Annotated in this window: 20 protein-coding genes; 7 read left to right on the top strand and 13 right to left on the bottom strand. The window is 73.4% G+C overall.

Going from position 1 to position 26,246, the window contains the following annotated elements; translation table 11 throughout:
- Positions 1–2 precede the first annotated feature (2 nt).
- The 4 genes from cobA to AC3EUJ_RS09175 all read right to left on the bottom strand — a co-directional run bounded on the left by cobA (position 3) and on the right by AC3EUJ_RS09175 (position 7,228).
- Positions 3–1,247, bottom strand: coding sequence for a uroporphyrinogen-III C-methyltransferase (gene cobA, locus AC3EUJ_RS09190; protein WP_431960541.1), 1,245 nt, complete (start codon positions 1,245–1,247; stop codon positions 3–5).
- Between the two features lie 536 nt (positions 1,248–1,783).
- Positions 1,784–5,011, bottom strand: coding sequence for a nicotinate-nucleotide--dimethylbenzimidazole phosphoribosyltransferase (cobT, locus tag AC3EUJ_RS09185; RefSeq protein WP_431960540.1), 3,228 nt, complete (start codon positions 5,009–5,011; stop codon positions 1,784–1,786).
- Positions 5,012–5,261: 250 nt separating this feature from the next.
- Complete coding sequence (gene cbiE, locus AC3EUJ_RS09180) at positions 5,262–6,482, bottom strand: precorrin-6y C5,15-methyltransferase (decarboxylating) subunit CbiE (protein ID WP_431960539.1); 1,221 nt, start codon at positions 6,480–6,482, stop codon at positions 5,262–5,264.
- Between the two features lie 101 nt (positions 6,483–6,583).
- Positions 6,584–7,228, bottom strand: coding sequence for a GNAT family N-acetyltransferase (locus AC3EUJ_RS09175; RefSeq protein ID WP_431960538.1), 645 nt, complete (start codon positions 7,226–7,228; stop codon positions 6,584–6,586).
- Positions 7,229–7,440: 212 nt separating this feature from the next.
- Here AC3EUJ_RS09175 and AC3EUJ_RS09170 point away from each other — a divergent pair, with 212 nt between their 5' ends.
- Both AC3EUJ_RS09170 and AC3EUJ_RS09165 read left to right on the top strand, forming a co-directional pair.
- Positions 7,441–8,208, top strand: a complete 768-nt coding sequence (locus AC3EUJ_RS09170) for a class I SAM-dependent methyltransferase (protein ID WP_431960537.1) — start codon at positions 7,441–7,443, stop codon at positions 8,206–8,208.
- A gap of 39 nt (positions 8,209–8,247) precedes the next feature.
- Positions 8,248–8,634: an MmcQ/YjbR family DNA-binding protein gene (locus AC3EUJ_RS09165; RefSeq protein ID WP_431960536.1), complete on the top strand. Its 387-nt coding sequence runs from the start codon at positions 8,248–8,250 to the stop codon at positions 8,632–8,634.
- Positions 8,635–8,671: 37 nt separating this feature from the next.
- On the opposite strand, the gene AC3EUJ_RS09160 is transcribed toward AC3EUJ_RS09165, so the two are convergent.
- The 3 genes from AC3EUJ_RS09160 to AC3EUJ_RS09150 are packed head-to-tail and all read right to left on the bottom strand — an operon-like array spanning position 8,672 to position 11,293.
- On the bottom strand, positions 8,672–9,502 hold the full coding sequence (locus AC3EUJ_RS09160; protein ID WP_431960535.1) for a MetQ/NlpA family ABC transporter substrate-binding protein: 831 nt from the start codon (positions 9,500–9,502) through the stop codon (positions 8,672–8,674).
- A gap of 37 nt (positions 9,503–9,539) precedes the next feature.
- Positions 9,540–10,259, bottom strand: coding sequence for a methionine ABC transporter permease (locus AC3EUJ_RS09155; RefSeq protein WP_431960534.1), 720 nt, complete (start codon positions 10,257–10,259; stop codon positions 9,540–9,542).
- Positions 10,256–11,293, bottom strand: a complete 1,038-nt coding sequence (locus AC3EUJ_RS09150) for a methionine ABC transporter ATP-binding protein (protein ID WP_431960533.1) — start codon at positions 11,291–11,293, stop codon at positions 10,256–10,258. Before AC3EUJ_RS09150 ends, AC3EUJ_RS09155 begins: the two co-directional genes overlap by 4 nt.
- Positions 11,294–11,745: 452 nt before the next feature.
- Between AC3EUJ_RS09150 and AC3EUJ_RS09145 the strand changes: the two genes are divergently transcribed.
- Positions 11,746–12,114 (top strand): hypothetical protein, encoded by a 369-nt coding sequence (locus tag AC3EUJ_RS09145; protein ID WP_431960532.1) that lies wholly within the window; start codon positions 11,746–11,748, stop codon positions 12,112–12,114.
- Entirely contained in the window at positions 12,107–12,568 is a 462-nt protein-coding gene (locus tag AC3EUJ_RS09140) for a hypothetical protein (protein ID WP_431960531.1), read from the top strand. The genes AC3EUJ_RS09145 and AC3EUJ_RS09140 overlap by 8 nt, the downstream gene beginning before the upstream one ends.
- 7 nt (positions 12,569–12,575) lie before the next feature.
- Here the strand turns inward: AC3EUJ_RS09140 and AC3EUJ_RS09135 are convergent, their stop codons facing one another.
- The 3 genes from AC3EUJ_RS09135 to AC3EUJ_RS09125 form a co-directional block, all read right to left on the bottom strand.
- Positions 12,576–13,085 (bottom strand): GNAT family N-acetyltransferase, encoded by a 510-nt coding sequence (locus tag AC3EUJ_RS09135; RefSeq protein WP_431960530.1) that lies wholly within the window; start codon positions 13,083–13,085, stop codon positions 12,576–12,578.
- Between the two features lie 123 nt (positions 13,086–13,208).
- Positions 13,209–13,733: a sigma-70 family RNA polymerase sigma factor gene (locus AC3EUJ_RS09130; RefSeq protein ID WP_431960529.1), complete on the bottom strand. Its 525-nt coding sequence runs from the start codon at positions 13,731–13,733 to the stop codon at positions 13,209–13,211.
- 90 nt (positions 13,734–13,823) lie between these two features.
- Positions 13,824–15,005, bottom strand: coding sequence for a glycerophosphodiester phosphodiesterase (locus AC3EUJ_RS09125; protein WP_431960528.1), 1,182 nt, complete (start codon positions 15,003–15,005; stop codon positions 13,824–13,826).
- A 301-nt stretch (positions 15,006–15,306) separates the two neighbouring features.
- Here AC3EUJ_RS09125 and AC3EUJ_RS09120 point away from each other — a divergent pair, with 301 nt between their 5' ends.
- Positions 15,307–15,963: a lysophospholipid acyltransferase family protein gene (locus tag AC3EUJ_RS09120; RefSeq protein ID WP_431960637.1), complete on the top strand. Its 657-nt coding sequence runs from the start codon at positions 15,307–15,309 to the stop codon at positions 15,961–15,963.
- Positions 15,964–16,164: 201 nt separating this feature from the next.
- Here AC3EUJ_RS09120 and AC3EUJ_RS09115 read toward each other — a convergent pair whose 3' ends face one another.
- A complete protein-coding gene (locus AC3EUJ_RS09115) occupies positions 16,165–20,580 on the bottom strand; it encodes a tetratricopeptide repeat protein (RefSeq protein WP_431960527.1) in 4,416 nt (1,471 codons plus the stop codon).
- Positions 20,581–20,723: 143 nt separating this feature from the next.
- Here AC3EUJ_RS09115 and AC3EUJ_RS09110 point away from each other — a divergent pair, with 143 nt between their 5' ends.
- Positions 20,724–21,443: a hypothetical protein gene (locus AC3EUJ_RS09110; RefSeq protein WP_431960526.1), complete on the top strand. Its 720-nt coding sequence runs from the start codon at positions 20,724–20,726 to the stop codon at positions 21,441–21,443.
- A gap of 424 nt (positions 21,444–21,867) precedes the next feature.
- Here AC3EUJ_RS09110 and argH read toward each other — a convergent pair whose 3' ends face one another.
- Together argH and AC3EUJ_RS09100 are read right to left on the bottom strand one after the other, a co-directional pair.
- Positions 21,868–23,295 carry an argininosuccinate lyase gene (gene argH, locus AC3EUJ_RS09105; RefSeq protein WP_431960525.1) on the bottom strand — a complete coding sequence of 476 codons (1,428 nt, stop codon included), beginning with the start codon at positions 23,293–23,295 and terminating at the stop codon, positions 21,868–21,870.
- 87 nt (positions 23,296–23,382) lie between these two features.
- Positions 23,383–24,576 (bottom strand): argininosuccinate synthase, encoded by a 1,194-nt coding sequence (locus tag AC3EUJ_RS09100; RefSeq protein ID WP_431960524.1) that lies wholly within the window; start codon positions 24,574–24,576, stop codon positions 23,383–23,385.
- A gap of 281 nt (positions 24,577–24,857) precedes the next feature.
- Between AC3EUJ_RS09100 and AC3EUJ_RS09095 the strand changes: the two genes are divergently transcribed.
- Entirely contained in the window at positions 24,858–26,243 is a 1,386-nt protein-coding gene (locus tag AC3EUJ_RS09095; protein ID WP_431960523.1) for a ferredoxin reductase family protein, read from the top strand.
- The last annotated feature ends 3 nt before the right edge of the window (positions 26,244–26,246 follow it).

Here is a 26,246-nt window from a genome sequence, read left to right as displayed (position 1 = left end):
CGTCACTGGTTACCGCCGGTTACGCGATCGCCCACGGCGACGACCTCGCCGATGACGATCACCGCGGGCGGCCGGATGCCTTCCGCCGCCACCCGCTCCCCCACCGTCGCGAGCGTCGCGTCGACCCGGCGCTGGGCCGACATCGTGCCCTCCTGGATCACGGCGACGGGGGTGTCCGCACCCCGGCCGTGCTCCACCAGCGCCGCCGCGATCGGGCCGATCCGCTCCACGGCCATCAGCAGCACCAGCGTGCCGCGCAGCCGGGCGAGGGCCGCCCAGTCCACCAGCGACCGCGGGTCCTCCGGGGCCACATGTCCGCTGACCACGGTGAACTCGTGCGCCACGCCCCGGTGCGTGACCGGGATGCCGGCGGCGGCCGGGACGCTGATGGAACTGGAGATGCCCGGCACGACGGTGCAGGCGATGCCCGCCTGCGCGAGCGCCTCCGCCTCCTCCATGCCGCGCCCGAACACGTACGGGTCCCCGCCCTTGAGCCGCACGACCGCCTTGCCGGCCTTCGCGTGCTCGATCAGCGCCGCGTTGATCGCCTCCTGGGCCATCGCGCGGCCGTACGGGATCTTCGCGGCGTCGATCACCTCGACGTGCGGCGGCAGTTCGTCGAGCAGGTCGCGCGGGCCGAGGCGGTCGGCGATGACGACGTCCGCCTCCGCGAGCAGCCTGCGCCCGCGCACGGTGATCAGGTCCGGGTCGCCCGGACCGCCGCCGACCAGCGCCACGCCCGGGGTCCTCCCACGGTGCTGGGGCGCCGCGAGCGAGCCGTCGCGCAGGCCCTCCACGATCGCGTCCCGCACGGCCGCGGAACGCCGCGGGTCCCGGCCGGTCAGCACGGCCACGGTCACGCCCTCCGTACGGCCGGTCGCCGGCGTCCACGCGGTCGCCGCGTCGGCGTCGTCGCTGCGGACGCACCACACCCGGCGCTCCTCCGCCTCCGCGGAGGCCGCGGCGTTCGCCTCGCGGTCGGTGGTGGCGATGACCGCGTACCAGGCGTCGGCGAGGTCGCCGGGCCGGTAACGGCGGCGCTCCCAGCGGATCTCGCCGGCGGCGGCCATCGCGTCCACGGACGGTGTCGCGGACGGGGAGACCAGGACGACGTCGGCGCCGGCCGCGACCAGCGGGGGCAGGCGGCGCTGGGCGACCTGGCCACCGCCGAGGACGACCACGCGCCGGCCGGTGAGGCGCAGTCCGACGGGGTAGGCGGGTGCGTTGCGGTCCTCGGCGGCAGTCATGGCGGTGCGGCTCCTCGGGTGTGCCTCGCGGCGCGACAGGGGGTGGGGTTGCGGGGCGACCCTGCCCCGCCCCAACCCTACGGTGCGGGGTGGCCGCGCCGCAGCGCCCAAGATCACACCTGCGGTGCGGTGCGCCCGCGGCGGGCATCCCCCACCCACCCGCCCTCCCCCGGCCGGCACGATCGGTACGGCCCGCGCACACTGGCGTGGCACCGGCCGTTGGTCGCGCAACCGACGGAGGGGGCGCGGGCCCCGGGGCAGCCCCGGCCGAAGGCTGGGGGCGGGAGGGCGTTCTGGACGCTGACGTGTATGTGTTTGTGCGGCACCCGGGGCGGCCAAGCGCGAGTGCCCGCCATGCACATGAATATGCGGTACAGAACGCCCAGCCCCGGCGGGCCCCGACCCCGGCCCACCCAACGCACCCCGCGCAGGCCCGCACCTACCGCGCCGGACGGGGGTCCCCTCGGCCGAAGGCTGGGGGCGGGAGGGCGGGAGGGCGGGCGGGGAAACCAACCCGCCCACCACGGCCGCCCGCGTCAGGACTTCTCGGTGACCCCGGCGGAGTCGAACGTCGCCACCTCGTGCATCGCGCGCGCAGCGCTCTGCACCAGCGGCAGCGCCAGCAGCGCGCCCGTGCCCTCACCGAGCCGCAGGTCGAGGTCGACCAGCGGCCGCAGGCCCAGCTTCGTCAGCGCCGCACGGTGGCCGGGCTCCGCGCTGCGATGGCCGGCGATGCAGGCCGCGAGGACCTCCGGCGCGATGGTGCGGGCCACCAGGGCGGCCGCGCCCGCGCTGACGCCGTCGAGGATGACCGGGGTCCGCAGGGACGCCGCGCCGAGCAGCAGGCCGACCATGGCCGCGTGCTCGAGGCCGCCGATCGCCGCGAGGACCTCGATCGGGTCGGACGGGTCGGGCCGGTGGAGTTCGAGGGCGCGCCGCACGACGTCGATCTTGCGGGCGTGCATCTCGTCGTTGATGCCGGTGCCGCGCCCGGTGACCTCCGCCGGGTCGACCCCGGTGTAGACGGAGATCAGGGCCGCGGAGACGGTGGTGTTGGCGACCCCCATCTCCCCGGTGAGCAGCACCTTGTTGCCCGCGGCGACGAGGTCGCGGGCGGTCTCGATGCCGACCTCGATCGCGCGCAGTGCCTCCTCGCGCGACATGGCGGGCCCGGCGGTCATGTCGGCGGTGCCGGGTCGGACCTTGCGGGGCAGCAGACCGGGCGTGCTGGGCAGGTCGGAGGCGACGCCGACGTCCACCACGCACACCTCGGCGCCCACCTGGTTGGCGAAGGCGTTGCACACGGCCCCGCCGCCGAGGAAGTTGGCGACCATCTGGCCGGTGACCTCCTGGGGCCAGGCGGTGACGCCCTGGGCGTGCACCCCGTGGTCCCCGGCGAAGATCGCGACGGCCGCGGGCTCGGGGATCGGCGGTGGGCACTGCCGGGACAACCCACTGAGCTGCGCGGAGATGATCTCCAGCATGCCCAGCGCGCCGGCCGGCTTGGTCATCCGCTTCTGCCGCTCCCAGGCCTCGCCGAGCGCCTTCGCGTCGAGCGGGCGGATGCCGCGGAGGGTCTCCTCCAGGAGGTCGTGCGGCTCCTCGCCGGGCAGGGCCCGGTTGCCGTACTCCTCCTCGTGGACGACCCAGGACAGCGGGCGCCGCTTGGACCAGCCGGACTGCACCAGTTCGGGGTCCTCGGGGAACTCGTCGACGTAGCCGACGCAGAGATAGGCGACGACCTCGAGGTGCTCGGGCAGCCCGAGTTCGCGGACCATCTCACGCTCGTCGAAGAAGCTGACCCAGCCCACGCCGAGGCCCTCGGCGCGGGCGGCGAGCCAGAGGTTCTCCACGGCGAGCGCCGAGGAGTAAGGGGCCATCTGCGGCTGGGTGTAGCGGCCCAGGGTGTGGCGGCCGCCCCGGGTGGGGTCGGCGGTGACGACGATGTTGACCGGGGTGTCGAGGATCGCCTCGATCTTCAGCTCGCGGAACTGCTTGGCGCGGCCCTTGGGAAGGGACTTGGCGTAGGCCTCGCGCTGCTGCATGGCGAGTTCGTGCATGCGCTCCCGGGTCTTGGCGGAGCGGATGACGACGAAGTCCCACGGCTGGGAGTGGCCCACGCTCGGCGCGGTGTGCGCCGCCTCCAGCACGCGGATCAGCACCTCGTGCGGGATCGGGTCCTTGCGGAAGCCGTTGCGGATGTCCCGGCGCTCGCGGATGACGCGGTGCACGGCGTCCCGCACGGCGGGGTCATAGCCCTCGGCGGCGGGGAGGAACGGCTCCGGGCTCTCCTCCTCGCCGGCCGCCGGCACCTCGGGGGCTTCGGCTGCCTCGGGGACTTCGGCTGCCTCGGGCACCACGTCCGCCTCGGGCACGGCCTCGGCCTGCGGCTCGGCGACGGTGACAGCGACGGCGAGCGGGGTCTCCTCCTGCACGGCCGCGGCAGGGGCGGTGGCGGGTTCCACGACGACGGGCGCCGGCGCGACCGCGGGCTCGGGACCGGGTTCCGCCACGGCCTCGGCGACCGGCTCCGGCGCGGCGGCCACCGGCTCCGGCTCAGGAGCGGCGACCGGCTCCGGCTCAGGAGCGGCGACCGGCTCGGGCGTCACGACGGGCTCGGACGCCTCCGCCACGGCCGGAGCCACGGGCGGCTCGACGGCCGGCTCCATGCCGAACGGCAGCGGCTCGTCCGGGGTTTCCAGCGGTGCCACGGGCACGGCGGCGACCGGCTCCGGCACGACGGCCTCGGGCACCGGCGGCTCGGCCGAGGCCGTCCAGGTCTCGCCGGACGCGGGCACCGGCACCGGCACCGGCACCGGAGCCTGGGGCTCGGCAGGGGCCTCGTCGCGGGGGATGTCCAGGTACTCCGGTCCCGTGGTGGGCGGCCCGGACTGGCGCATGGGCGCCGGGACCGGCTGCGGCGCCGGGGCGGGTGCGGGGGTGGCCGGACCGCGGTCGGCCAGGGAGCGCACGATGCCACCGCCGTTGGACGGGTCCGGGATCGGGGGACCCATGTGGAGCGGCCGCCGCGGCGGTGCGGGCGCGGCCGGGGCGGCCTCCTGCACCTGTGCCTGCGCGGGTACATGGGGCTGCGGGGCAGGCTCGGCCGCCCGGACCTGGACGGCTTCCTCCGCGGGCTGCGGGAGGGTCTCCGCCACGGGCACGGTCTCCGCCACGAACTGCGCACGCTGCTCGGGCTGCTCGGACAAGGGCTGCGGCGACGCGGCCTGCTCGGCCGGCACCTGCTCCGGCACCGGCACGCCCGGTACGACCGGCACCTCCGCGCGGACCGCGGAGTAGTCAAGGGAGACGGAGTCACGGCCGCCGCTCTCGTGGGCGTCGTGCTCGATGCCCACGGGCGCCACGGGCACTCCGACGTGCGGGGTGTGCTCGACCGGCACGGGGGTGGGAGCGGGGCCCTGCGCCGGGACCGGCGTCGGCGGGATCACGGGGACGGGCGCCGGGACGGGGGCCGCGGCGACCGGGGACGGCTGCGGCGGCACCGGCTGCGGGTCGGCCCACGACCCCTGCAGACCGGGCATCAGCAGCATCTCCTCGTCCTCGTCGACCGGCAGGGCGCCGGACGGCTGGTCGAGGTACTGGTACTCGGGAGGAACCGGCGCGGTGAGCGGATCGACGTCCCACGAAGGGACGGACTGCTGCTGCGCGCCACTGCCGGGAAGGTCGGCGTGCGGTTGCAGAACCGCTTCTTCGCCTGCGTTCTCCGGCAGTCCCTCACCCGGGACCTGGCCGGTGTCAGTCATGCGTGCCCCTCGCCCATCGGTTTCGCTCCTTCCATCGCTGCGCCGAGCACACCGCCCACTCAGAGAACGAGCGTGGGCGGCAACCGGCACGACGACGGCGATTGACCGGTACTGACCAATACTGATCAGCCCTCACGCGACGTCAATGCGCGACGACGGCACAGCGGTCCGTCAGCCTACCGTGCGTGTGCCCGCGCATGCTCAGGGGGTTCACCTCAAACCGGTGCCAATGTGGGCGCAACCCACCGGCTCACCTGCGGTGTCCGAGGAGCGCGAAGACCACCGTGCGCTCCCGCTCGGACCACTCGTCGTCCAGCTCCACAGCCTGCAACAACGCGCGTTCCACGGTGTATCCGCCCTCGTCGAGGGCGCGGCTGACGGCTTCGGCCTCGTCCCGGTTCGCGGCGCTCGCGGCGATTCGCTCCGGCCGGCGCGCGGCGCAGGCGGCGACGACCTCCGGTCCGCCGCCTCCGATGCGCACGATGTCCGGTTCCGGAAGGTCCTCCAGCACGTGCGGTGCCTGGCCGTGGACGACCCGCACCCGCACCCCGAAGTCCCGTGCGGTGTCCTCGATCCGGTCGCACGCCGCGGCCTCGGCCTCCACCGCGATGACGGCCGCGCCGAAGCGCGCCGCCTCCACGGCGACGGCGCCGCCGCCGGCGCCGATGTCCCAGAGGAGGTCGCCCGCCCGCGGCCCGAGCCGGGCCAGTTGCAGGGCGCGCAGGTGCGCCGGACCGTCCCCCGGCGTGTACCGCTCGGCGGGCAGCCCCCAGCCGCGTACGCGGTCGGCCGCGGCGGGGTCGCCGCCCGCCAGCCAGCCGGACTGCGGGGTGACCGGAACGGGCACGGGCGCGGGGGCGGCGGCCGGGGCGGCACCGATGACGAGGACGACGTTGGGGTCCCGCCAAGTGTGGTCGGCGACCTTGTCGGAGGTGAGGACGGTGACCTGCTCGTGCTCGGTGCCGAGGGCCTCGCAGATCACGAAGGTGCGGTGCTCGTCGCCCAGCAGCAGGGCGAGTTCGGCCGGGCCTGCGCCGGGCGCGGTCAGCACGGCGACCTTGGGGTGGGCGCGGCAGACGTTGACGGCCCGCCGCAGGGTCCGGGTGTGCGCGACGACCACCCGGGCGTCGTCCCAGGGCATCCCGGCCCGTGCGAAGGCCTGGGCGACCGAGGAGACGCCGGGGACGACCTCGACCTCCAGCCCGTACTCGGGGGTGCGCAGGGCGCGGACGACGCCGAAGAAGCCGGGGTCGCCGTCGGCGAGGACGACCGCGGTGCCGCGGTGCCGAGCGATGCGGCGGGCGGCGAGGTCGATACTGCCCAGCACGATCCGCTCGGCGTCCTCCGGCACGAAAGGCAGTGCCAGATGGTGCCGGGTCCCGGCCACCAGGGTGGCGGCCGAGAGCGCGGAGCGCGCTGCCTCGCCCGGTGGTGAGCCGTCCCACCCGATCACGGTGACGCGGTCGGCCATCGTCGTCCTGCCTCCTGGGCGCGTCGCGGTGTGGTGCCCGGGGGTGGTGTGATCCCGGGGTGTGCACAGTACCCCGGACAGGATCTTGCGCTAGCGGGTGCTCACTGCCAGTCGGGGTACGCCGTGTAGTCGGAGCCGTCGGCGGACTGCTCCGCGAGCCCGTCCAGGTCCTCCGGGAGCAGGCTCCAAACGATCAGGTCGGTGCGGATCTCCTCCCAGTGGCCGCCGGTATCCCCGTCCGGCCTGTGGCGGACCAGGCCGGCGCCGCGCAGCACGCCCTCGCTGATGCAGCCGATCTTCTGCGCGACCTGCTGCGAGGCGGCGTTGCCGGCGGCGGTGCGCAGTTCCAGGCGCTCGAACTTCTGGTCGTCGAAGAGCCATTGGGCGGTGCCCTGGACGGCCTCCGCCGCGTAACCCTCGCCGCGCGCCCAGGGGGCGATCATGTAGCCCACCTCGCTGCTGCGGATGCGCCAGTCGGTGCGCTGCAGGTGGACGGTGCCGACCAGCCGCTGGGTGAGGAACTCGGTGACGGCGAGCACGATGCCGCGGCCCTCCGCGCGCTCGGCGGGGGCGAACTCGGTGATGAAGGAGCGGGCGTCCGCCTCGGTGTACGGGTGCGGCACGGAGGTCCAGGCGATCACGGACTCGTCGTTCATCATCTCCGCCAGGGCGGGGATGTCGGACTCCTCGTACGTGCGCAGCACCAGCCGCTCCGTACTGATGGAGATCTCCGGGAAGCTGGTCATTCGACGCTCCGTAGCCAGGGCATGTGTGAAGTGCACAGCATGCAGCATCCACCGGGTCACCGCAGGACCGGGTCGCCGCGGGGGCCTGCGCGGCCGTCGCCCAAGGGTACGTCCAACCATCCGTACGACGGGAGCAGTTGGTGTGCTGTTCCCCGGCTTTTCCGCAGGTCCGCTCCCCCTGTTGTCATACGGTCCTGCTAGCGTCTGCCCGCGTGACGGTGCACCACGCAGCAGGAGTCGGATATCAGCGGGCCGCGGGTGTGTACGAGCGGTCTCGGCCCTCGTACCCCATGGCGGCCCTGGCCGAATTGGCGGACGCGCTGCCCCTCGAGGCCGGCCGCACGGTGGTCGACCTGGGCGCCGGCACCGGCAAGTTCACCCGCTTGCTGGCGCTGACGGGCGCGGAGGTGATCGCGGTCGAGCCGGTGACGGAGATGCGCGAGCGGCTCGCGGAGCTGCTGCCGGGAGTGCGGGTGTCCGCTGGGACGGCGGAGGCGACGGGCCTGCCGGACGGGTGCGCGGACGCGGTGGTGGCCGCGCAGTCCTGGCACTGGTTCCAGGAGGAGGCGGCCCTGGCGGAGGTCGAACGCCTGCTGCGGCCGGGCGGTTCGCTGGCGCTGGTGTGGAACACCTACGACACCTCGGTCCCCTGGGTGCGGGACTACCAGGACATCGTCTTCCGGCTGGCGCCGCGCGATCTGCCGAGTCCGCTGGACGACGGCTGGCGCAAGGCCTTCACCGACCGCGCGGGCTGGTCGCGGGTGCACGAGCGGCACTGGCCGAACCCGCACTCGACGACGGTCACGGACGTGGTGGAGCGGATGACCTCCTCGAGCCACATCGCGGTGATGGACCCGGCCGAGCAGGAGCGGGTGCGTGCCGAGGTGGAGGCGGTGCTGGCCGGGCACGCTGCGACGCGCGGCAAGGACGCCGTCGAGATGCCGTACACGACGGACGTGTACTGGGTGCGGCGGCGCTGACCCCGCTGCTCTGCCGGTGGCGCCCTGTTGAATGGGCGGATGGACGCGGATCGGCTCAGGGGCTTCTGTCTCGGCTTCAACGGCGCGACGGAGGAGAACCCCTTCCCGCGGGACACCGAGGTGACCGTCTTCAAGGTCGGCGGGAGGATCTTCGCCATCAGCGCGCTGGGGGACGAGCCGCTGAAGGTGAGCGTGAAGTGCGATCCCGACCTGGCGGTGCGGCTGCGGGCGGAGCACGCGGCGATCGCGCCCGGATGGCATCTGAACAAGCGCCACTGGAACACGGTGACGCTGGACGGCTCGCTGCCCGACGCGATGGTGTGCGAGCTGGTCGAGGACTCGTACGACCTGGTCGTGGCGCGGCTGCCGCGCGCGGAGCGGTTGCGGCTTGACTGGCCCGGGGCGGCGGGGGACGGGGCGCGGTGAGCGGCGCGGTGCCCGCCCCCGCCGGGGGGCCGGTGGGTCAGAAGGAGGGGATGACGGAGCCGGCGTACTTGTCCTCGATGAACTTCTTCACCTCGGGCGAGGTGAGCAGCTTCTTGAGCTTCAGCACGCGCGGGTCCTTCTCGTTGCCCTCCTTGACGGCCAGGAAGTTGCCGTAGGGGTTGTTGTCGGCGGACTCCAGCACCAGGGCGTCGTCGGCGGGCTTGAGGCCCGCGGAGATGGCGTAGTTGCCGTTGATGACGGCGGCGTCGACGTCCTGCAGGGAACGCGGCAGCTGGGCGGCCTCCAGCTCCTTGAACTTCAGGTTCCTGGGGTTGGCGGTGATGTCGGCGGGGGTGGCCTCGTTGCCGACGCCGTCCTTGAGGGTGATCAGGCCGCCCGCTGCGAGCAGCTTGAGGCCGCGGGCCTCGTTCACCGCGTCGTTGGCGACGGCTATCGTGGCACCGTTCTTGATCGCGTCGGCGGACTTCAACTTGTCGGAGTACAGGCCGAGCGGCTCCAGGTGGACCGTGACGACGGGCACGATGTGGGTGCCCTTCTTCTTGTTGAAGTCGTCCAGGTAGGGCTGGTTCTGGAAGTAGTTCGCGTCGACGGAGCCGTCCTCGGTGGCGGTGTTCGGCGTCACGTAGTCGCTGAACTCCTTGACCTCGAGCCTGAGCCCGGCCTTGGCCGCCAGCTTGTCCTTGACGAAGTCGAGGATCTCGGCGTGCGGGACGGGGCTCGCGGCGACGACGAGCGGGTCGCTCGCGCTGTCCTTCGTGGAGCCGGAGTCCGCGCCGCAGGCGGTCAGGCCGAGGGTGAGGCCCGCGGCGGCGAGGACGGCGGTCGTGATCTTGACGGTGGTACGCACGAAAAGTGCCCTTCTTCAGCGGTGTTGCCTTGCGGTGTCAGGAGGTTTCAGGGGTCGCGGCCGGGCGCAGCAGGCGCAGCCGGGGCGCGGTGGAGCCGCGGCCGCGGTGCGAGGCGGCGCGGGCGGCGAGGTCGCCGGCGAGCTGGACGACGGTCACGATGACGATCAGCACGCCGATCGTGACGAGCATCAGCGAGGTCTCGAAACGCTGGTAGCCGTAGCGGATGGCGAGGTCGCCGAGGCCGCCGCCGCCGATGGTGCCGGCCATGGCGGAGTAGCCGATGAGCGCGATCACAGTGGTGGTGAGCCCGGCGATCAGGGAGGGGAGCGACTCGGGCAGCAGGGCCTTGCGGACCACGGTCCAGGTGCTGCCGCCCATCGCCTGGACGGCCTCGACGAGTCCGCTGTCGACCTCGCGCACGGAGGTCTCCACCAGGCGCGCGAGGAACGGGATGGCGCCGATGGAGAGGGGGACGACCATGGCCTCCGCGCCGATGGTGGTGCCGATCACCCAGCGGGTGAAGGGCAGCACGGAGATCATCAGGATGAGGAAGGGCAGCGAGCGGCCGAGGTTCACGACCACGCCGACGGCCTTGTTGACCGCGGCGTTGCGCAGCAGTCCGCCGCGGTCGGTCAGCACCAGCAGGACGCCCAGCGGCAGCCCCCCGGCCACCGCGATCAGCGTGGACCAGCCGACCATGATCAGGGTTTCCCAACAGGCCTGCGACAGCAGCGGCTGCATCTGCGACCAGCTCACTTCGCGCCCTCCTTGGCCGGCTCGTCACCGGCGACCGGGGCGACGTCGACCTGGAGGCCCTTCTCGCGGAGGAAGCCGATCGGCACGACGTTGTCCTCGAAGGCGCCGGGCAGCTCGATCCGCATCCGGCCGACCTGGCGGCCGCCGATGGTCTCCAGCGCGGCGCCGAGCACGGAGATGTCGATGTTGTAGGTCCGGGACAGCTGGGAGATGACGGGTTCGGTGGCGGCCTCGCCGTGGAAAGTGAGGTCGACCACGGTGCGGCCCTCGCCGGACGGCTCGCCGCCGACCGGGAAGAGTTCGTGGGCCAGTTCGGAGCCGGGCGTGGCGAGCAGGTCGGTGACCTTGCCGGATTCCACGATGCGGCCTCCCTTCATCAGCGCGGCGGAGTCGCAGACGGCCTTGACCACATCCATCTCGTGGGTGATGAGCAGGATGGTCAGGCCGAGCTGCCGGTTGAGGTCGCGCAGCAGCTGCAGGATCGAGCGGGTGGTCTCGGGGTCGAGCGCGGAGGTGGCCTCGTCGGAGAGCAGCACCTTGGGGTCGCCGGCCAGGGCCCGGGCGATGCCGACGCGCTGCTTCTGGCCGCCGGACAGCTGGGCCGGGTAGGCGCGGGCCTTGTCGGCCAGGCCCACCAGGTCGAGCAGTTCCAGGGCCTTGCGGCGACGCTCGCGGCCGGAGACGCCGAGGATCTCCAGGGGCAGCTCGACGTTGTCCCGGACGGTGCGCGAGGACAGCAGGTTGAAATGCTGGAAGACCATGCCGATGCCCGTGCGGGCGGTACGCAGGGCGGAGCCCGCGCGGTCGGAGCGGCCGGCGAGTGCGGTCAGGTCCCGGCCGGCCACCTCGACGGTGCCCGACGTGGGTCGCTCCAGCAGGTTGACGCAGCGGATGAGCGTGCTCTTGCCGGCACCGCTGCGTCCGACGACGCCGTACACCTCACCCTCGCGGACGTGCAGGTCGACGCCGTCGAGGGCCACCGTCTCCCGGTCGCGGGATCGGTAGACCTTGGTCAGGCCCGTTGTGGTGATCACTGGATTTCCGTCACTGTCGGGTGCGCGGCGGACGAGAGCCGCACACGGGGCGTATGGACCGCGGACATGGCATGGCTCCGCCCCTGTGCGGAGCGTGGAAGAAGGTCAGCAGCGGGTGCCGGGCGGCCGGCGGTCGTGCGCCGGCCGGCGACGGCGGAAGGACTGCTGCGATTCCATGTGCATGGGGGTGTGCGGTCCGCGGCAGGAGGGGCGGGTCTCGCTTCGGGGCGCGGGACTCAGATGGCGTGGGCCCTCAGCGTGCACACATTCGACACATACGACGAACACCGGGCGTCATCGCCTCGGTCGCGCGGCAGCGGCGGTTCGTCGTGGTCATGCGCACCAGTAAAGCAGACGCCCGTGCGGCGTACCAATATCCGGTCCCGGAGTCCGGAATGTGGACACCCAGGGGGCGGGGACCCGGCCGTTTCCGCCCGTAATAGAGTCGCGCCATGCTCGACGCGCTCACGATCGTGGTCTCGGCCACGGCGCTGCTCCTGGCCGCCTGGTGCGGCTTCGCGGCCTTCCGCGACCAGCCGACCAAGGACTGGCACTTCATCGGCATGGCCCTGGTGGCGGTGCTGGCGCTCGTCCAGCTGGTGATAGGTGTGGTCAAGCTCAGCGGCGGCGAGAAGCCGGTGGACGGCACGACGATCTTCGTGGCGTACCTGGTCGGCGCCGCCTGCACCGTCCCGGCGGCGGGCTTCATGTCGCTGACCGAGCGCACCCGCTGGGGCTCGGCGATCGTGGCCGCGGGCGGGGTGATCCTGGCCGTGCTGGAGGTGCGGCTCCACGACATCTGGGGAGGCGTCAGTGCCTGAGACCGCGAAGGACACCACCGCGCCCGCAACCGCCGGACGCGGCATCGGCCGCGGGCCGGGCAGGCTGCTGCTCTCCCTGTACGGGGTCTTCACCGTCGCCGCGCTCTCCCGCGCGATCGTGCAGATCAGCACGCAGTTCGATCAGGCGCCGCTGGCCTACCTGCTCTCCCTGCTGGCGGGTGTCCTCTACGCGGTGATCACGGTGGCCCTGTGGCGGGGCGGCGAGGGCGCGCGGAAGGTCGCGCTGGTCAGCTGCACGCTCGAACTGGCCGGCGTGCTGGCGGTGGGCACCCTGACGCTGGTCGACTCCGGAGCGTTCCCGGACCAGACCGTGTGGTCCGACTACGGCATGGGCTACCTGTTCCTGCCCGTCGTCGTACCGGTGACCGGCCTGCTGTGGCTGCGCCGGCAGGCGCGGCCACAGCAGGCCTCCGAGCAGTACCCGGCCCCCTGACGCGGGCTCAGGCGCTCGCGGCGTACGTCTCCGGCCGGGCGGCCGGCTTCTCCATGTGCACCAGGCTCAGTTGCCGGGTGACCGGTTCGACGCTGCCGACCTGCGCGTAGCCCAGCTTGCGGTACAGCCGCAGGCTGAACTCGCTGCGGTGCCCGGTGAAGAGCCGGTACCGCTTGGCCTCGCTCTCCGCGGCCAGGCGCTCCTCGATGGCCCGCAGCAGACGGCCGCCGAGTCCGTGCCGCTGCATGCGGGGGTGGACGATCAGCTTGGCGATCCGCGCGGTGCCGTCCTCGTCCACGCAGCCGCGGACCGAACCCACCACCTCCTCGCCGAGCCGGGCCACCACCACGATCCCGCCCGCGAGTTCGGCGCGCAGCGCGTCGAGGGTCTGGGTCAGCGGTTCTATGCCGTAGTCCCCGTACAGTGCGGCTTCGTCCTGGTAGCAGAGGTACTGCAGTTTGAGGATCTTCTCGGCGTCGTCGCCGGTAGCCGCAGAGATGGTCACGCTCATACCCATGTGCGCTGGCCTCTCCTTCGAGTCCGCCCGGGCCGCGGGGGGTGAGGGTGCGGCGCGGGACGTTGCCCTGAATCGTTTCCGGAAGGCGGCGCGGCCGTGCACAAGCGTCCATACGCCGACTGTTTACGGTGCATTACCCCGTCGTACGGGTCCTGCAACCCCGGTTGCGAGGATCGTACGCAGGCAACTCAGGCACCGGGAACGCATCGGTCCGAGGCTGCCCTGTGAGATTCCCAACTCGCCTGAGATTTCGCGGTAAGTGGGGTCGGAACGGGAGATCAGGGCGGATACCAGCTCAGGACAGCGCCCGGGCAGCCGGCGCGCGGCGGCCAGGAGGGTGCGCCGCTGCTCGGCGGCGAGCACCAGCTGTTCGGTGCTCTGCGGTGCCTCGGCGGCGGGGTGCCGGCCGGGGCCGTACGGCGTCTCCCGGCGCGCCCGGCGAACGGCCAGGCGGACCTCGGCGCGCACCGCGCGGCGCAGCCAGCGGGCGGGGTCGGCGGGCGGCTCGGGGAGTTCCAGCAACCGCAGCCATACCGACTGTTCGAGGTCGGCCGCCTCGATGCAGGCGGGGACGGACTCGGCCGCGGCCTCGGCGGCCAGCAGCGGCCGGATGGCGGTCAGTTCTTCGCTTCGTGCACGCGGGGTCATGCCCGCCGGGACACTCGTGCCGCGCCGGGTGGTTGCCCCCTGGCGGGGGAACCACCCGTGCGCGGGAGGGGGATCACCTGGTGTTGACGGTCACTTCCGGCCGGCGAAGTCCGCGCGGGCCAGGAGCGCGGTGTCGCAGTTGTCGGAGAAGATGCCGTCGATGCCCTGCTCGAAGTACACCTTGAAGGCGCCGAAGGCGTCGCCGTAGGCGTTGGGGTCCGTGCCGACCCGGAAGTCGGCGGGCAGGAAGCTGTTCTCGTTGCGCATCGTGTAGGGGTGCAGGATCAGCCCGGCCTGGTGGGCGTCGCGCACCAGCGTGGTGGGCATGCCGAGCTTGCCGGCCGCGTCGCGCGGGATGATCAGGTTCAGGGTGGGGCCGATGCCCTGCGCGAAACCGGCGATCCACTTCAGTCCGGCCGGGGTGACCAGGTCGGCGACGGTGCGCGGGTCCCCGGCGACGACGAAGTCGTAGGGGCGGGTGGTCGCCGCGTCCAGCAGGAAGACCTTGGGGTTGCGCAGGCCGAGCGCGCCGAGCCGCTGGAGGCTGCCGGGCTCGAAGGACTGCAGGAACAAAGGGGAGTTGCGCTTGTCGCGGCCGTAGCGGCGCAGCAGCTTGGCGAGCCGCTCCTCCAGGCCGAGGCCGAGGCCGCGGAAGTAGGTGGGGTGCTTGGTCTCGACGTGCAGCCACACCGCCTTGCCGCGCTTACGGCCCTGCTCGTCGGCCCAGCGCAGCACCTCCTCGAAGGTGGGCACCTCCCAGTGGCCGTTGTAGAGGGTGTTGCGCTGCCGCTGTGCCGGCAGCCGCTCGACCGCGCGCAGGGTCTTGAGCTCGGCGAGGGTGAAGTCCTCGGTGAACCAGCCGGTGGTCGCGACGCCGTCGATGGTCTTGGTGGTCCGGCGGGAGGCGAACTCGGGGTGGCCGGCGACATCGGTGGTGCCGCCGATCTCAGGCTCGTGACGGCAGACGAGGTGCCCGTCCTTGGTGGGGACGACGTCCTGCTCGATGACGTCGGCACCGAGGTCCAGGGCGAGCTGGTAGGAGCCCAGGGTGTGCTCGGGGCGGTAGCCGCTCGCGCCGCGGTGGCCGACCACGGTCGGCACGGGCAGCGGGTGGACGGGGACGGAGCCGTGCGAGGAGCCCCGCTCGCCGGCCGCGGCGGTCCCCGCGCCGCCGAGCACGGTGACGCCGGCGCCGAGCGCAGCGGCCCCGATCAGTGCCCGGCGCCCGGGCCCCCTGCCCTGTTCCCGGCCGCCCTGCTGCTCGTGCCTCATGTGCGCCCCCTCGTGTCGGCCGAACGTCCGTCCGGATCCTCGCAAACGACGCGCGCATCGTAGGCAGGCCGGTGTTGCCCCCGAGCGGCGAGCGACGGAACGTGACGCAAACGCACGTCAACAATGCGTACCGGTCGTGTGAACCCGGTGTGCGTGTCGCGACGTGGCGGAAGTATCGTCCTCACCGGGGGAGGCGCACACTGGTGAGCGAACCCCGCGGGCGTCCCGGCCGGACTCCCGCCGACCACGACCGGAGGACCCGTTGTTCCGCATCATCCTCAAGGCACTGCTCGGAGTACTGATGCGCGTTCTGTTCCGACCCAGGGTCGAGGGGGCGGAGAACATCCCGGGCGACGGCCCGGTGATCCTCGCCGGCAACCACGTCACCTTCATCGACTCGATGTTCCTGTCCCTGGTCGTGAAGCGTCAGGTCTTCTTCATCGGCAAGGACGAATACGTCACCACGCCCGGGATCAAGGGCCGGCTGATGGCGGCCTTCTTCACCTCCGTCGGCATGATCCCCGTGGACCGCGACGGCGGTCACGGCGGCGTCGCCGCCCTGATGACCGGCCGTCGCATCCTGGACGAGGGAAGGGTCTTCGGCATCTACCCCGAGGGCACCCGCTCCCCCGACGGCCGCCTTTACCGCGGCCGCACGGGCGTGTCGCGGCTGGCGCTGATGACCGGCGCGCCGGTCGTCCCGTTCGCGATGGTCGACACCGACCGGATCCAGCCGGGCGGCGCCGGCGTCCCGCGGGTGCACCGCTTCACCGTCCGCTTCGGCAAGCCGCTGGAGTTCTCCCGCTACGAGGGCATGGACCGCGACCGCTATGTGCTGCGTGCCGTCACCGACGAGGTGATGAGCCACGTGATGCGGCTGTCCGGCCAGGAGTACGTGGACATCTACGCCACCAAGGCGAAGGCGTCCAAGGCCTCGGTCCACGCGACGGCGGCATAGGCCGTGTCGTCGCATGAGCGCCCACCCGGCGACGTCCGGCACGGCACTCCCCCGGCCTTCGGCCCGCGGGAGTTGTCCGATCGTCCGAGTGGCCCACCACGAGGCCGACTCTCCGCCCTGCGACGCACCGCGCCTGGGGGCACCTCCCGGTAGCCGGGGGAGCTCATCCGACGACACGGCCGGCACGCGCCCCTGCCCGGCTCACAGCCGCGGCATCCGGCCGACCGGCCCGTTGCCGGCGGGTGTCCGCGCCGAGGCGAGCACGACCTCGCCGCGCGGGCCGCGGGAGATCTGGCCGATGCTCGCCGACAGGTCGGCCTCCATCCCCCCGGGCAGTTTGAGCCGGATCAGCACCGGCAGCAGGAACCCGACCGCGATGAGCCCGGCCAGCACCGGCGTCAGGGTCGTGAGCATCACGGCGGTGACGTGGTGCTTCCACAGGAAGTCCACCCAGGCGGCCGCGAGGACGGCGGTCGCCACCAGCACCAGGACCGCGCTGCTCAGCCGGCTTCCGCGGGCTGCTCGCGCGTCCTCCTCCAGCAGCCGCAGCGCCCGATCCGCGTCCTGGTGCGCCGGGTCGAGACGCCGGCACCGGGTCAGGAAACGCTGGGCCCGGCGCCGGTGGAGCAGTTTCAGCCGCACGTCGACGGTCTGCGTGCCCAGGCGCTGCTCCGCGACACCGGCCACGAAGTGCGGTTCGGCCTCCCGCTCGGCCAGCCGGATCGCGGCACGAGCCTCCTGGGCCGCGTCGCGGTAGCGGTCGGCGCTCTGCTCGGCGTCGCCGGCCTGCACGAGCAGCCGTGCGAGCGCCAGCCGCAGTTGCCACTGCGGCTGGTCGCGCACCCCGCTCCGGCCCAGTACGCGCCGCAGCTCCTCCTCGGCGGCGCCCAGGTCCCCCGCGCCCTCCGCCAGCGCCACCGCGAGCCCGAGGGCCGCGCTGCCGCTGTCCGGGTCCACCGCGACGGCCCGGCGGAACGCGCCGGCCGCCTCCGCCATCGTGGCGTCGCCCGCGCCCTCGCGGGCCCGGTGCAGCGCCAGGCTGCCGAGCTCCACGTGGGCCTGCACGTCGTACCAGTCCAGCTCCACGGCCCGGCGGAGCACGGCCTCGGCCTCCGGGTACCGGCCGAGCTGCACGTGGAGCGCGCCCAGTTCCGTGTGGGAGCGCCCGTACGGGTCCAGTTCCACGGCCCGGGCGAAGTGCCGCTCGGCGGCGGCCGGTTCCCCGCGCCGGTGGGCGATCAGCCCGAGGCAGGTGTGGGCGGCGGCGTTGCGGGGGTCCTCACGGCTGACGGCACGGCAGTGGGCGGCCGCCTCGGCGAGGCGCTCGTCCGCCTGCGGGCCGGGGGCGAGGTCGGCCAGGCGCACCAGCGACCAGGCACGGCCGACCCGGAAGTCGTGGTCGTGCGGCCACTGCCGCAGGATCTCCCCGAAAGCGTCCGCCGCGTCGAGCGGACGCTGGTCCATCAGTGCGACCCAGCCGGTCGCGGCCCGGGCCTCGGCCCGGGCGAGGGGGCCGGAGGCGGACTCCAGCAGCTCGTCCAGGACCCGCCGGGCCGTGGTGTGGTCGCCGCGCTCCGCGTGCACCGCCGCCAGCTCGAACCGGATCGACGTGAGGTGCGGGCGGCCGCGGGTGAACTCCTCGACGCGGCTCTCGGCCTCGTCCAGGCTGCCGCATTCGCGCAGCGCGGTGGCCCGCTGGTCGTGGGCGGCCACGCTGTACGGGTCGTCGGCCAGGGCGCGTTCGCACTGGGCCAGGGCCTCGTCGTACCGGTGCTGCTCGCACAGCACCGCGGCCAGCCTGCACCGCACGGACACCGCGTCCGGGACCCTGCCGAGCAGCGCCTGAGCCGCCTGTTCCGCCTCCTCGAAACGGCCGAGCGCGGCAAGGGTGTTGATCAGCAGCCGGCACGCCCACTCGTGCTCCGGGTCGAGTTGCAGGGCGCGCCGGAGGTGGGGCAGCGCCTCCTCCCGGCGGTAGGTGCCGGCGAGCACCTGGGCGGTCGCGACGTGCGCGGCGGCGATCTCCGGATGACTGGCGCGTGCCTGGCGCGCCACGGCCTCCGCCTCGTTCCACCGCCGCAGCGCGCACAGCACCTCCACCTTGAAGGTCAGCGTGCGGACACGGTCGGGTCGCAGGGCCAGGGCGCGGTCGACACTCGCGAGGCACTCCTCGTCCTTGTCCTGGTCCCAGAGGCAGTACGCGAGATCGACGTGGGCGTCCGGCTCCTCCGGGTGACGGCCGATGTAGCCGCGCAGCACGTCCTCCGCCTCGTTCCAGTGCCGCGCACGGCGCAGCAGCCAGGCCAGGAGGCCCGCGGCGTCGGCGCCGCCTCCGGTCAGCTCGTCGGCGCGCCGGGCGAAGGGCAGGCCGTCGTGCGGCCTTTCCATCGCCGAGTACAGCCGTCCCGCGGCGATCAGCACCTCCGGGTCGTCGGGCCGGAGTCCGACGGCGTGCTCGGCGGCGCTCTCGGCCTCCTCCCAGCGCCCGAGCGTCTGCAGGACGGAGAGCCTGCCCAGCAGAGCGTCGCGGTGGTCCGGCTCACGCCGCAATGCCTCCTCGTACGCCTCGCACTCCTCGGCGCGCCGGTCCTGCTCGCCGAAGCACCGGGCGAGCAGGCAGGGGCCCGCCGCCGAACGGGGCAACACGGCGGCGGCCCGCCGCGCGGCCGACTCGGACGCCGCCCACTGCTGAAGGCCCGCGTGCGCCAGGGTGAGCACGTGCAGGGCACCCACGGCGCTCGGGCGAAGGCGCAGACATTCCTCCGCCGCGGCGAGGGCCGCTTCGTGGTCCTCACCTCCCAGGTGCACCCAGGCCCGTTGAACGGCCACTTCATCCGCCGGCACACCGTGGCGGGCAGCCTCCTCCAGAGCGGCGGCGGCCTCGCTCCACCGTTGCGCCCCGCGGAGGCCGCCGAGCCGGGCCAAGTGGGCCTCCGTGGAGGTGATGTCGAGCCGCAGGGCGCGCTCGATCGCCGCGAGTGCCTCGTCGTCGCGCTCCGCGGCGAACAGAACCTTCGCCAGGAGCACGTGGGCGTCCGGGTCGTCGGGGGCGTCCTCGGCGCCCCGCCGGGCGGCGGCCTCCGCGTCGGCCAGGCGCCCGAGCATCTGCAGGGACTGGACGCGCAGCCGGGCGGCGAGGCGGCGCCCCGGGTCCGCGCGCAGCGAGGCCTCGAACTCCTCCAGCGCCCGGGCGTACATCTCCCGCCCGTAGGAGACGCAGCCCTCCTCCTCCAGGAGGAACGCCTCCAGTCGCTCCGCGCTCTCGCCCGCACGCACGGAGGCGATCAGTTGCCCCGCCTCGTCCCAGCGATGGGTCGAACGCAGCAGGCCCAGGATCTCCTCCACGAGGACGGTGTCGCCGGGGGCGAGTTCCCTGGCGCGCGTCAGGACGGCGAGCGCCTCGTCGTGCCGGGCGGCCGCGTGCAGGGCACGGGCGAGGGTGGTGAGAGCCACCGGTTCGGCGGGGCGCAGGGCGGCGCCACGCTCGGCGGTCGTGATCGCCCCCGCCGTGTCGCCGGTGTACATCAGCAGCTCGGCGCGGACTGACAGCCCCCATTCGTGGGTGGGGTCGAGCCCCAGGGCCTCCTCGGTACGGGCCAGGGCGCGGTCGAGTGCTCCGTCGGCCAACTCGGCGGCGGCCAGTTCCAGCCTGATGCCCGGGGAGTACCGGCACGTCCGTGCCGCGTGCCGTCCCGTGGAGAGAGCTTCAGCGAGGTCGCCGCGCTGCCGCTGTGCCTGGGCCTTGCACCCCCATGCCTCGACCCAGCGCGGTTCGATCGTCAGCGCCCGGTCGCAGGCCGCGATCGCCTCGTCCCATCGCCGGAGGTCCAGGAGGCCGCGGGCGTGCTCGACGTGCGCCTCGGGCCGGCGGCCGTACCTGCCCACGAGGCGCTGGGCGGCCTCCACGGCGGTCTGGTGGGCCCCGCGGCAGCTCTCGTACCGGACCTCCGCCGTCAGCACGGCGATGTCGTCGCGGTCCAGAGAGCGGGCGGAGACCAGCTTGGTGTGGGCGAGGTCGGCCTCGCCCCGGCTCGCCGCGATCCGCACCGCCGCGCAGCGCACCTCGACGGGGTCGGCCAGACCGCGCTCGGCGTCCTCCAGCCCCTGGAGCGCGGCCGTGGTGTCGCCCAGCTCGGCACGCGTCCACGCGGCGCCGATCCAGCCCTCCGCGTGGCGCGGTCCGACGGCGGTGGCCCGCTCGAAGGCGGCCAGGGCCTCGTCCCAGCGGCAGGCGCCGTGGTGCAGCCAGCCCAGCGCGGTGTGGACGTCCACGGCCTCCGGGAGCCGCGCCGCGGCCGCCGTGCCCTCGGCCAGGGCCTCGTCGTGGCGGCGCATGCGGTCGAGGGCCGCCACGCGCCATCCTGCCGCCTGGCCGCATTGCGGGTCGTGACGCAGGGCCGTGGCGAACTCGGCGAGCGCCGACGCGTGTTCGTACTGCCGCAGCAGCGACCGGCCGCGTGCGACGTGCAGTCGGGCCGTCCGCACCGGGTCGCCCTCCGCCCGGGCGAGTTCGGCGCCGATGAGGGCCTCGGTCTCCTCGTAGCGGCAGTCGAGGGTGTACTCCCTCAGGACGGCCAGGACGTCGGTGTCCTGACCGGACTGTGCGTCCGTGCTCATGGCGCTCCCTCCCCCGCGGCGGGTACCGGCAGCATACGGAGTGCAACCCGGCGGCGCGCAGACCACGTTGGCCTCGGCGCAACCCCGCGGCCCCCGCAGCGCGTCCTCGCGATCGACGGATCCGCCGGGGGCGGGGGGGACGTGTGCAGTACATAGAGGTCACGGAGCTGGCGGGGGTACGGTCGGCGCTCATCCGGTTCCGCAGTCGCGGCTCGGCGCTGACCTTCGAGCTGTACCCGATGATCCATCTGGCGGAGCCGGCGTTCTATGAGGAGGTGACGGCCCGTCTGCGCGCCTCGTGCGACCTGGTGATCGCCGAGGGCGTCCAGGGGGGCACGGCGGCGCTCGCGCTCACGCGGTCGTACCGCAGCCTCGGGGGGCACGAGCGTCTGGGACTGGTCGTCCAGGACATCGACTTCGCCACGCTGGGCGTGCCGGTGGTGTGCCCGGACATGAGCGGTGCGGAGTTCGACGACCGGTGGCGGCGGCTGCCGCTCAGGGAGCGGGCGACGCTGGCCGTGCTCGTCCCCGCCTACGTCGCGGGCATGCGGTTGCTCGGCACGCGCCGGTTCCTCGCCCGGTACCTGCAGTTGGAGGACCTGCCCGGTGACGACGAGGAGGAGACGGAGTTCTGGGCGGGGACGGAGGACCTGGTGCTGCACCGGCGCGACCGCCTGCTGATCGACGCGGTGACGCATGTGCACCACGCCCGGGCCGGCCGTACCGAGCCGTTCACGGCAGGGATCCTGTACGGCGCGGCGCACATGCGCGCGGTGACCACGGCGCTGATGGACCTCGGCTACCGGCCGGCGGGTTCGCAGTGGCTGACGGTCTTCACCCTCGACGACCCCGGCGCCGCGTGACCCGGCTGTCCGCAAGCCGCCGGCGGCGGAGGCGGCGGGCGGGCCGTCGGTGGGGGCGGCGGGCCGCCCGAGGCCGGGCCGCCGGATGTGCCGGTGACGGCGGAGCCGGGGAGGGCGATGCGAGGGCGGCGCCGAGGTCGTACGCGGTCTCGGAGACGCCGGAGGCGGCACCGGCCCGCCGCGGCGGGACGCCGGGGAGGCTGACCTCCGCCGTGACGGTGGACGACAGCCCGGCCCGCGCCGAGGCCGTCCGTGACGGCGACGCGGACCGGCCAGCGGCGCGCGACGGCGCCGCGGCGGCCCCGGCGGCGGCGCCGAGGGTCGCGGGAAGTGCGTCACCCGGATGAGACATCGGTGTCTCATCCGGGAGGACGAACAAGCCCGGCCGGGTGAACGGACCCGGCCGGGCTCGCGGTCCCCGGGATCAGCCCTTGGCCCGCGCCCACGCCAGCTGGACGGCCAGGTTCCGCTTGACCTCCGCGAGCTGCACGACCACGGCCGACGGCGCGGTCCCGCCGTGCCCGTCACGGGCGGCCAGCGCGCCGTGGACGTCGAGCACCGTGCGCACCTCAGCGGTGAGGTGGGGCGAGATCTTCGCGAACTGCTCGTCGGTGAGCTGATCCAGCTCGATGCCTTCGGCCTCGCAGACCTTGACGCACTCCCCCGCGACCTCGTGCGCGACACGGAAGGGCACGCCCTGCTTCACCAGCCACTCGGCGATGTCCGTGGCGAGCGAGAAGCCGGCCGGGGCGAGCTCCTCCATGCGCTCCCGGTTGACGGTGAGCGTGGCCATCATGCCCGTGAAGGCCGGCAGCAGGACCTCGAGGGTGTCGCAGGAGTCGAAGACCGGCTCCTTGTCCTCCTGCAGGTCGCGGTTGTACGCCAGGGGCAGCGCCTTCAGCGTGGCGAGCAGGCCGGTCAGGTTGCCGATCAGCCGCCCGGACTTGCCGCGCGCGAGTTCGGCGATGTCCGGGTTCTTCTTCTGCGGCATGATCGACGAGCCTGTGGAGAAGGCGTCGTGGAGGGTGACGAAGGAGAACTCCTTCGTGTTCCAGATGATGACCTCCTCCGCGATCCGCGAGAGGTCGACGCCGATCATGGCGGTGATGAAGGCGAACTCGGCGACGAAGTCGCGCGAGGCCGTGCCGTCGATGGAGTTGGCCACCGAACCGTGCTCGAAGCCGAGGTCCTTGGCGACGGCCTCCGGGTCGAGCCCGAGGGAGGAACCGGCCAGCGCGCCGGAGCCGTACGGCGAGACGGCGGTGCGCGCGTCCCACTGCCGCAGCCGCTCGGCGTCCCGGGACAGCGCCTGGACGTGGGCGAGCACATGGTGGGCGAAGAGCACCGGCTGGGCGTGCTGCAGGTGGGTGCGGCCGGGCATGGCGACGTCGATGTGCGTCTCGGCGAGCCGGACCAGGGCGTGCTGCAGTTCGGCGATCAGACCGCCGACGATCCGGGCGTGGTCGCGCAGGTACATCCGGAAGAGCGTGGCGACCTGGTCGTTGCGGGACCGCCCGGCGCGCAGCTTGCCGCCGAGGTCGGGGCCGAGCCGCTCCAGGAGGCCGCGCTCCAGGGCGGTGTGGACGTCCTCGTCGGCGATGGTGCCGGTGAACGAGCCGTCGGCGACGTCGGACTCCAGCTGGTCCAGGCCCACGAGCATGCGGGTCAGCTCGACGTCGCTGAGCAGGCCGGCCTTGTGCAGCACGCGCGCGTGGGCGCGGGAACCCGCGATGTCGTACGGCGCGAGCCGCCAGTCGAAGTGGACGGACGCGGAGAGTTTGGCCAGCGCCTCCGCGGGACCGTCGGCGAAACGGCCGCCCCAGAGCCGGACGTCGCCGCTGTTGGTGCTCACTGCTCTGCTCGCTTCCCTCGGGGGTGGATGTGCGGCCGCCTCCCCGCCGTGGGCGGGGAGGCGGGCTGCCATGGTCGAGGCTACTGACTAGGCCAGGTCGCGCTTGGCGGCGATCTTCGACGACATGCCGAAGATCTCGATGAAGCCCTTGGAGAGGGACTGGTCGAACGTGTCACCGGTGTCGTACGTCGCCAGGTTGAAGTCGTACAGGGACTCGCTGGACTTGCGGCCGGTGACGACGGCGCGGCCGCCGTGCAGGGTCATCCGGATGTCGCCGGTGACGTGCTGGTTGGCCTCCTCGATGAAGCCGTCCAGGGCCCGCTTGAGCGGGGAGAACCACAGGCCGTCGTAGACCAGCTCGCCCCAGCGCTGCTCGACCTGCCGCTTGTAGCGGGCGAGTTCGCGCTCGACGGTGACGTTCTCCAGTTCCTGGTGGGCGGTGATCAGGGCGATCGCGCCCGGAGCCTCGTACACCTCGCGGGACTTGATGCCGACCAGGCGGTCCTCGACCATGTCGATCCGGCCGACGCCCTGGGCGCCCGCGCGCTCGTTGAGCTGCTGGATGGCCTGCAGCACGGTGACGGGCTTGCCGTCGACGGCCACCGGGACGCCCTGCTTGAAGGTGATGACCACCTCGTCGGCCTCGCGCGGAGTGGCCGGGTTCTGGGTGTACTCGTAGACGTCCTCGATCGGGGCGTTCCAGATGTCCTCGAGGAAGCCGGTCTCGACGGCCCGGCCGAAGACGTTCTGGTCGATCGAGTAGGGGGACTTCTTGGTGGTGGCGATGGGGAGGTTCTTCTCCTCGCAGAAAGCGATCGCCTTGTCCCGGGTCATCGCGTAGTCGCGGACCGGCGCGATGCAGGTCAGCTCGGGGGCGAGGGAGGAGATGCCGGCCTCGAAGCGGACCTGGTCGTTGCCCTTGCCGGTGCAGCCGTGGGCGACGATCGAGGCGCCGTGCTTCTTGGCGGCGGCCACCAGGTGCTTGACGATGGTCGGCCGGGAGAGCGCGGAGACCAGCGGATAGCGTTCCATGTAGAGGGCGTTGGCCTTGATCGCCGGGAGGCAGTACTCGTCGGCGAACTCGTCCCTGGCGTCGGCGACCTCGGCCTCCACCGCGCCGCAGGCGAGCGCCCGCTTGCGGATGACGTCCAGGTCCTCGCCGCCCTGGCCGACGTCCACGGCCACCGCGATGACCTCGGCGCCGGTCTCCTCGGCGATCCATCCGATGGCGACGGAGGTGTCCAGTCCGCCCGAGTAGGCGAGTACGACGCGCTCGGTCACGGGTCTCTCCTTTGGTGCGCGAGGTCGGGTGCGTATGGCGGCGATGATGAGTCATACGCTGATGGGTATAAGTATGCACTCCTCTGCATGCTTCGTCAATCGCCCGTGTCGCCGCAGGTCACAGGCGTGTCGGCGGCTCTCCGCGGCAGCCGCGCCGAGGCCCCGCCCGGCCGCCCGGCCCTGCGGGCCCTCGGCGCGCGCGGCATTACCACACCGCCGTACGGCGCGTGGCGAGAAACCGGGCATTGAGCGGGGACGCGCGGCCACGCGTACACATGCGCATGGCGGCCACGACCACGATGATCCACAACGGCAGGGCGGGCAGGCGGCAGGCCATGCGCCGGATCCGGCCCCGCCGTTCCCCCGCGATCCCGCTGCTCCTCCTGGCCTGGGCGGGCGCCGCCGCGGTCGTGTGGCTGTGGTGGGACAACACTCCCTACGTCCAGCCGACCACGGCCGGCCGGCTCACCGCGGCGGGCCGGATCACCGGTCTGCTCGGCGGCTACGCCATCGCCCTGGTCGTCCTGCAGATGGCCCGTGTCCCCGCGCTGGAACGGCGCGTGGGCAGCGACCGGGTGGCCCGCTGGCACGCGATGAGCGGCCGCTACGCCGTGTCCCTGGTCGTCGTCCACGTCGCGCTGATCCTGTGGGGCTACTCCGAGCAGTCCGGGCAGCCGCTCGTGCGGCAGTCGGTCTCCGTGGTCCTGGACTACCCACGGATGATCGAGGCGACGGCCGGCACCGCGCTGCTGCTGGTCGTCGGCTTCGTCTCGGCGGGCGCGCTGCGCCGCCGGCTGCGCTACGAGACCTGGTACTACGTCCACCTGCTGACCTACGCCGCGGTCTACCTGACCTTCTGGCACCAGCTGGCCACCGGTGCCGAGTTCGTGGGCAGCGCCACCGCGCGCGCCGTGTGGTACGCGCTGTACGGCTCGGTGACGGGGCTGGTGCTCTGGTACCGCGTGCTGGTGCCGGTCCGGCTGAACATGAGGCACCGCATGCGGGTCGCGGAGACCGTCGAGGAGGCACCGGGCGTGGTCTCGGTGCTGATCACGGGACGCAGGCTGCACCGCCTGGGCGCCGAGCCCGGCCAGTTCTTCCGCTGGCGCTTCCTCGCCGGGGGGCTGCGCTGGAGCGCCAACCCGTACTCGCTGTCGGCACCGCCGCGGCCCGACCTGCTGCGGATCACCGTCAAGGCGGTGGGCGGCCACAGCTCCGCGCTGGCCTCGCTGGAGCCGGGCACGCGGGTGTGGGCCGAGGGCCCGTACGGCGCCATGACCGCCTCCCGCCGCCGCGGCGGCAAGGTGCTGCTGCTGGCGGGTGGCGCCGGGATCACCCCGCTGCGGGCGCTGTTCGAGACGCTGCCCGCCGCACCCGGCGACCTCACGCTGCTGTACCGGGCCCGCAGCAGGCAGGATCTGGCGCTGTGGGCCGAGCTGGAGGAGATCGCCGCCGAACGCGGCGCACGCCTGGTCTACGCGGTGAACGGGCCCGACGGCGCCCGTCCGGAGATCACCGCGCGGGGACTGCGGCGGATGCTGCCGGACATCGACCGGCACGACGTGTATCTGTGCGGCCCCCCGGGGCTGGCCGAGGAGTCGTACTCCGCGCTGCGCGAGGCGGGAGTGCCCGAACGCCGTATCCACCACGAGTCCTTCGAGATGTGAGGT

It is taken from the genome of Actinacidiphila sp. bgisy160, from assembly GCF_057707815.1.
Note: the sequence above shows the minus strand (reverse complement) of the source record. Positions and strands in the feature narration are given on the sequence as shown.